Annotated in this window: 6 protein-coding genes and 1 tRNA gene; 2 read left to right on the plus strand and 5 right to left on the minus strand. The window is 67.6% G+C overall.

Annotation, left to right across the window (positions count from 1 at the left end; genetic code table 11):
* Positions 1-354 precede the first annotated feature (354 nt).
* The 3 genes from ggt to C6W92_RS17210 are packed head-to-tail and all read right to left on the minus strand — an operon-like array spanning position 355 to position 4233.
* Positions 355-2124 carry a gamma-glutamyltransferase gene (gene ggt, locus C6W92_RS17200; RefSeq protein WP_129435336.1) on the minus strand — a complete coding sequence of 590 codons (1770 nt, stop codon included), beginning with the start codon at positions 2122-2124 and terminating at the stop codon, positions 355-357.
* A 15-nt stretch (positions 2125-2139) separates the two neighbouring features.
* The gene (locus C6W92_RS17205; protein ID WP_129435338.1) at positions 2140-3240 is read right to left on the minus strand and encodes a class I SAM-dependent RNA methyltransferase; all 1101 of its coding nucleotides are present in this window, start codon (positions 3238-3240) and stop codon (positions 2140-2142) included.
* Between the two features lie 6 nt (positions 3241-3246).
* Positions 3247-4233, minus strand: coding sequence for a D-glycerate dehydrogenase (locus C6W92_RS17210; RefSeq protein ID WP_129435339.1), 987 nt, complete (start codon positions 4231-4233; stop codon positions 3247-3249).
* A gap of 111 nt (positions 4234-4344) precedes the next feature.
* Between C6W92_RS17210 and C6W92_RS17215 the strand changes: the two genes are divergently transcribed.
* Together C6W92_RS17215 and C6W92_RS17220 are read left to right on the plus strand one after the other, a co-directional pair.
* Positions 4345-4836, plus strand: coding sequence for an SH3 domain-containing protein (locus C6W92_RS17215; protein ID WP_104017953.1), 492 nt, complete (start codon positions 4345-4347; stop codon positions 4834-4836).
* A 104-nt stretch (positions 4837-4940) separates the two neighbouring features.
* Positions 4941-5015: transfer RNA gene (locus tag C6W92_RS17220), tRNA-Gln, on the plus strand.
* 344 nt (positions 5016-5359) lie between these two features.
* Here the strand turns inward: C6W92_RS17220 and C6W92_RS17225 are convergent.
* Both C6W92_RS17225 and C6W92_RS17230 read right to left on the minus strand, forming a co-directional pair.
* Entirely contained in the window at positions 5360-5860 is a 501-nt protein-coding gene (locus C6W92_RS17225) for a hypothetical protein (RefSeq protein ID WP_129435341.1), read from the minus strand.
* Between the two features lie 3 nt (positions 5861-5863).
* The gene (locus tag C6W92_RS17230) at positions 5864-6652 is read right to left on the minus strand and encodes a hypothetical protein (protein ID WP_129435343.1); all 789 of its coding nucleotides are present in this window, start codon (positions 6650-6652) and stop codon (positions 5864-5866) included.
* Positions 6653-6824 lie beyond the last annotated feature (172 nt).

Below are 6824 nucleotides of genomic sequence, written 5' to 3' on the forward strand. Positions count from 1 at the left end.
GATCACAAGGACCCTACCGGCGTTGATATACAGACGTCCGTCCGTCGAAACAGACCAAACCGCCCACATATCTCTTCAGATATCAATCATGTCAAAGAGCACGAGACAAAACCAACCAGAGTGCGCCCTACTTAACCGGCGCGCCCCGCCTCGTCTGCCCCAAAGTATTTATCCACTCCGTAACCGTCAGGCCCGTCGAGTGCGCCGCCGCAGCGTGTCCGCCGCGTCGGTGAAGGCGTATTTACGGATACCGGCGGAGAGTCGCAAGAGGTTTTTTCGAAAAAAGCGAAACTTTTCCGCGCCGCGGTAAAGCCGGGGACGACGCGCCCTGCCGCCAGGGCGCGATCCCGCGCCTCATTCGCCGTAGGCCAGCCCCTCGCGGCGCGGATCGGCCCCGCCCTCGAGCCGCGTGCCTATCTCGATCGCGTGCAGCCCCGAAGTAAGCGCCCGCGTCTCCACCTCGTAGCCAAGCGCCGTCAGCGCCGGGGCGAGACGCGCCGCGCCGGGCTCGATGTCATAGCGGCCGAAACGGTTGACGAGATGCGGCAGCGCCACCGCCTCCTGCACGTCCATCCCCCAATCGGCCCAGGCGATGATGGTCTTGGCCACGAATCCGATGATCCGGCTGCCACCCGGACTGCCCAGCACCAGCACGGGCTGGCCGTCGCGGCGCAGGATCGTGGGTGCCATGGACGAGCGGGGCCGCTTGCCCGGGGCCACGGCATTGGCGATGGGTCGCCCGCCGTCGTGGCTGGCAAACGAGAAATCCGTCAGCTCGTTGTTGAGCAGGAAGCCCCGCACCATGAGCCGCGACCCGAACGCGTTCTCGATGGTGGTAGTCATCGACAGCGCGTTGCCATGCGCGTCCACGATGGAGATATGTGAGGTCGAGGGCTGTTCGAGCGTCTCCCCCGTGCCCCAGTCCAGCGCGTGATCGAATTCAGGCGTGCCGGGGGCCACCTCGGGCAAGGCGTCGTCGCCGCGCAGGAGACGCGCGCGGTCGCGCAGGTAGCCGGGATCGAGCAGGCCGCGCACCGGCACCGGCACGAAATCACTGTCGGCGAGGTAACGCCCCCGGTCGGCGAAGGCGAGGCGGCTGGCTTCGCCGATGAGCCGCCATGCCTCGGGGTTGTCAGGGCCGAGCGCGGCGAGGTCGAACGGGACCAGCAGGCCGAGTATCTGCCCCACGGTAACCCCGCCTGACGAGGGCGGTCCCATGCCGCAGACATCGTAGCCACGATAGGGCACGCAGGCCGCGTCGCGCTCGCGCACCTGGTAGATGGCGAGATCGGTCGCACTCAACTGTCCGGGATTGCCCTTCGCCCCCTGCACCGCCGCCGCGATGTCCTCGGCGATGGCCCCGGTATAGAACGGCTCCGGCCCCTCCGTCGCCAGTATGCGCAGCGTGTCGGCATAGGCCGGGTTGCGCAGGGTGCCACCCTCGCGCAGCGGCATGCCGCCAGGGAAGAAATGGGCGCGGGTGGTGTCAAAGCGCGACAGCCGGTCGGAATCGCGCGCCACCAGCCCCGCCAACCGCGGGCTGACCGAGAACCCCTCCTCCGCCAGCCGGATCGCGTCGTCGAAGAGCCCCGCCCAGTCCGCGCGACCCCAGCGGCCATGCGCCTCTGCCATCAGCGCAGGCGTGCCCGGCACGCCCACCGAGCGCCCGCCCACCACCGCCTCGAAAAAGCCGAGCGGCTGGCCGTCCTCGTCCTGAAAGAGCGTTGGCGTGGCGGCCAGCGGCGCGGTCTCACGCCCGTCCAGCGTGGTGATCTCGCCGGTGGCCCCGTCATGCCAGACGAGGAACGCGCCGCCGCCAAGGCCAGAGCTTTGCGGCTCGACCAGTCCCAGCACCGCCTGCGCCGCCACCATCGCATCCGCCGCCGTGCCGCCCAGCGAGAGCACTCTTGCCCCGGCCTCGACCGCGAGCGGGTGCGCGGCGGCGATCATCCAGTTCTCGGCCACCGCCGGGCGGCCCGCCGCCTTGGCCTCTGCCGCGCCATGCAGCATGGCCGGCACGTGCAGCACCCCGGCCCCTGCGCCCTCGGGCGCGACCGTGTCGGCGGCCTGTTGCGCCGCCACGGGCAGCGCGAGGCAGAGAAGGATTGCAAGGATCGTGCGCATCGCCGTCTCCTTTCGTCACAACGGGTCGGTGCGCCACAGCGTCACCTTTAGCCCACCATGCGCCACCGGCGGACCCGGAGGCAAGAACGGCAACCCGGTCGCGCGGGCCAGCCCGCCATCGCTCGTTACCAGCCCCACGCGCCAGCCGCGCATCTCGCGGCGCAAGACCTCGCCGAGGCTGCCATAGAGACCGAACAGCAGCTTGCGGTTGCCGATGCGCGCGCCGTAGGGCGGGTTGACCATCACGAGGCCCGGCGCCCCCGCGGGGCGGGTAAGCGCCGAGACCGGCTGGCAGGCGAAGGACACAAGCCCCGCCACACCCGCGCGCGCGGCATTCTCAGCCGCCATGCGCACCGCGCCTGCGTCGCGGTCGAAACCGGCGAATCGCACGCCCGTCTCGCCGGGCGCGATCCCACCGCGCATCGCCTGCCACGCGGGCGCGTCGAACGTTGCCAGGTCCTCGAAGGCAAATCGCCGGTCGCGCCCCGGCGCGAGCCCCGCCGCGATTTCCGCCGCTTCGATCGGAAAGGTGCCCGAGCCGCACATCGGATCGAGCACCGGCTCGGTCCCGTCATAGCCGCATTGCCGAAGGAACAGCGCCGCCAGCGTCTCGCGCAGGGGGGCCTTGCCGGTGGCCAGCTTGTGGCCGCGCCGGTGCAGTGGCTCGCCCGAGGTATCGACGCTCAGACTCACGAGGTCGTCATCGATCCGGGCCATGACCCGGACAGCCCCCTCGCCCCCCTCCGGCGCGCCAAAGGTCTCGGTGATCGCGCGCGCGATTCGCTGCGACGCGGCCCCGGCATGGTAGATTTTCGAGCGGCGGCAGGCGGCCTCGACCTTGACCGGCACGTCGGGGCGCAGCACCGATCCCCAGTCGAATTTCCGCGCCCGTTTGTCGAGCTGCGCGAGGTGCATCGCACGGAATTCGCCGATACGGGCAAGCACACGGTTCGCGCCGCGAACCGTGAGGTTCGCGCGCCAGACCTCGGGCCAGCCGCCGGTGATCTCGACACCGCCGGGCACCGCCGACACCGGCCCGAAACCCAGTTCCGCGACCTCCTCGGCGAGCGCCGCCTCCAGCCCCGGCGCGGTGGCAAGGAATATCGCGAAATCCACCGCCGCTCAGAGCATCGCTGGCACGACCTGGTCGGGCGGGCGGTGGCCGTCCTCGAAGGTCTTGATGTTGATGATGACCTTCTCGCCCATCTCGACCCGCGCCTCGCGCGTGGCCGACCCCATGTGCGGCAACAGCACCACGTTTGGCAACTCGCGCAAGCGCGGGTTGATGTCGGCTCCGCGCTCGTAGACGTCCAGACCGGCGCCCGCGATCTCTCCGGCGCGCAGCATCCGGGTCAGCGCGTTCTCGTCGATCACCTCGCCGCGGCTGGTGTTCACGATCACCGCCTCGGGCTTCATCAGCTTGAGCCGCCGGGCGTTCATCAGGTGAAAGGTCGAGGGCGTGTGCGGGCAGTTGATGCTCAGCACATCCATGCGCGCCACCATCTGGTCGAGGCTCTCCCAGTAGGTCGCACCGCATTCCTCCTCGATCTCGGGGCGCAGGCGGCGACGGTTGTGGTAATGCACCTGCATCCCGAAGGCAGCGGCGCGATGCGCCACCGCCTGCCCGATCCGCCCCATGCCGAGAATCCCCAGCCGCCGACCTGCGATGCGCCCGCCCAGGAACGCCGTGGGCGACCAGCCGCGCCAGTCACCCGTCTGCATCGCCGCCAGCCCCTCGGGCAGGCGGCGCGTCACCGCGAGCATCAGGGCCATGGTCATGTCGGCGGTGTCGTCTGTCAGCACGCCGGGCGTGTTCGAGACGAGGATGCCGCGCTGCCGTGCCGTCTCGACGTCGATGTGATCGACGCCCGCGCCATAATTGGCAATGAGCTTGAGCCGTTCACCCGCCTGCCCGATCATGCCCGCGTCGATCCGGTCGGTGATCACCGGCACCAGGACATCCGCCTCCTGCATCGCCGCCGCCAGCTCCTCGCGGCTCATTGGCGTGTCGTCTTCGCGCAGCCGCACATCGAACAGCTCCTGCATCCGCCGCTCGACCGGCTCGGGCAGGCGTCGCGTAACGACAACACTCAGGGTTTCTGACGGCATGGCGACCCTCCTCCGGCTTTTCTTTCCCGCGCGGTGCTGGCAGAGTGGCGCAGGATAAGGCGGGGCACAAGAACCCTTGCCAGCGGACCGCGCAGAAATCGGAGAGCAAACATGCGGCGGCTTGTAATGGCCCTTCTCGTCGCGGCCCTCGGCGCGGGCGCGGGTGCCGCACAGGAGCGCGGGCCCGTGACCGGGCTGCCGATGCCGCGCTACGTCTCACTCAAGGCGTCCAAGGCCAATGTCCGGCGCGGCCCCAGCCTCACCCACCGCATCGACTGGGTCTACAAGCGCCGCGGCATGCCCTTGCGCATCACCGCCGAGTTCGGCCACTGGCGGCGTGTCGAAGATGTCGACGGGGCCGGCGGATGGGTGCATTACTCGCTGCTGTCGGGGGTACGCACGGTCCTCGTCGCGCAGGACCTGCTGGACATGCGCGCGCGCCCCGACCCCGGCTCGATGGTCACCGCGCGGCTAGAGGCCGGGGTGATCGCGCGGCTCTCGGAATGCGGCCCCGAGTGGTGCGCGCTCTCGACCGGGGGGCATGACGGCTGGGCGCAAAAGACCACGCTGTGGGGCGTGGGCGCCCAGGAAATCGTCGAGTAGACGGCCTGAGCCGACGTACCGTCGCGGCCCGCACATGGTGCTCACATTTTTTTCCGCTGCGCTCTTGATCCGGCCAAACCGCCGGAGTAATGACCGCAGCACGCTGGGGTGTAGCCAAGTGGTAAGGCAGCGGTTTTTGGTACCGTGTACCGTAGGTTCGAATCCTACCACCCCAGCCAGAATCTCCCGACCTTTAAACCGATGAGCCGCGCGGGCCGCCGTCGTCGCAAAGTGCCCCGTTTGGTGCCCCCGCGAAGGGTGGCTCGGGTGACGGCTCGGTCGGCGCGGCGGAGGCTCCTCCCGCGCCGGGGCTTCGGAGGTAGTCGGGGGATAGGGGTTAGTATGGAGAGCGCCCTTAGCTCCGTCGGGGGATAGGGATAAGTAATGGGAAGAGGGGTAAGAGGCGGTTGAGACCGGTCCTTCCTCCCCCCCAACCAAGAGAAACCAAACCTAAAGGGTTGCATTGAAGAGGGGAAATGGTGCGGTGGGTGATCGAAGGTGGCAAGAGGTCGAGGGGGATTTATTAACTAACATCAAGTGGTCCGACCCGCGCCTCGAACATCGCCTGACGCTCCTTTGACCCGTTGGTTGGCTGGATTCGGCGCAGGTCGGCGTAGTCGTCGCGGACTACTTCTTCAACTTCGTCTAAGCCCAACCATTCGCCGGACGTAGGCAATAGCTGCCCGACCGCGTTGATCGAAGCCTCCTTCATCAAGTCCTCAAGTAGCTTTGCGTGCCGATAATCGACAATGAAGCTGTCGTGGACGCAGAGAACCGGCAAGCGCAGTTCCACGGCACCTCGAATGACCCCCTCAGCGATCCGGGCGTCCACATTCATCAACCTGATGCCTTGATCGGCGAAGAGCGCGCCCTCCAACTGCGGTGTCCGCCGCACGAATTCGTCCAACAACCGTCGGAGCGCGTCGTTTCGGAAGCGGCGTGCCGGGTCGCCCGCCGGGTAGCTGTCTCGAAAGGCCTGATAAGTGGCGCGCTCGTCCGCGGCGTTGATGGCGGTCAGGACCAAGGTCTAGAGGTATCGCCTCTGCTGCTTACGGTCCACGCCCTCCAGGAAGCCGTCGGTGAGGTCGTAGGGATCACCTTCGAGCCGAACGCCCCGCTCCAAGCTCAGAAGGTTGATGTGGAGCGCCTTGAAGTCTCGCTCGACGGTCGGAAAGCCGTTGATGTGAATCTTCTTCCGAAGGTCCTCGCCGATCTGCTGCCACCACCCTCCGTAGAAGCGCCCGTTGAGGTTCCAGTTACTCCGCGAGAACACCCGCCGCACGAACTTGTTTCCGGGGAAGAACGGCACTTGTATCTGCTGACCCTCTCGTGGGCCCGTCGTAATGGCTCGTTCGATGTAAGGTTCTTCGATGTGGGGGAGGTCGAGGAACGTCCGCGCCAGAAGGTCGTTGTAGGCCCGGAGTTCACCCCTCATGGCCCGGGTTCGGTCGGTGTCCTCGTACTCCTCCTCACGCCCGCCGACGTCGCGCCGGATGATACATTCCCGATCGGGTGAGTGGCCTACGTCGATCCGCCCGAATCTCGCCTCTCGGAACTTGGCTTTCAGCGGCTCCGCAGCGCGTATGCGTGCCGTCCGGTTCGTGTTCGCTCCCGGTCCGGAGTAGCTGCCGAGCGACAACTCGATCAAGCCCGCGTCCGCCAGTCGATGAATCTGTGCGGGCACGGCTCGGGAGAGGTGAAGGGCGTTGTAGCGACTACCGGTGACCCACCTCTTGAGGTTCAGGTTCACGCCGATCGAAAGCTCCGGGTCGGTCGTCCACGCGACGTAGAGGTCGAGCAGGATCACCTTCAACATATCCCGGGTCTGGCCTTGGGCTTGGGACCGGAGCGCTTGACGTCGTGGCCTGCCACTGAACTTTCATCCAGCCGGAACCGGAGCCCTTTGGGTTGATACGCCGACAGGCGCAGGTGGAGCAACCGACAGATGCGCGGAGCTTTCAGGTGGCGCAGCGCGGCTGTTGGTTGCG

The organism is Roseovarius sp. A46, assembly GCF_004126395.1.
GTDB lineage: Bacteria > Pseudomonadota > Alphaproteobacteria > Rhodobacterales > Rhodobacteraceae > Roseovarius > Roseovarius nitratireducens.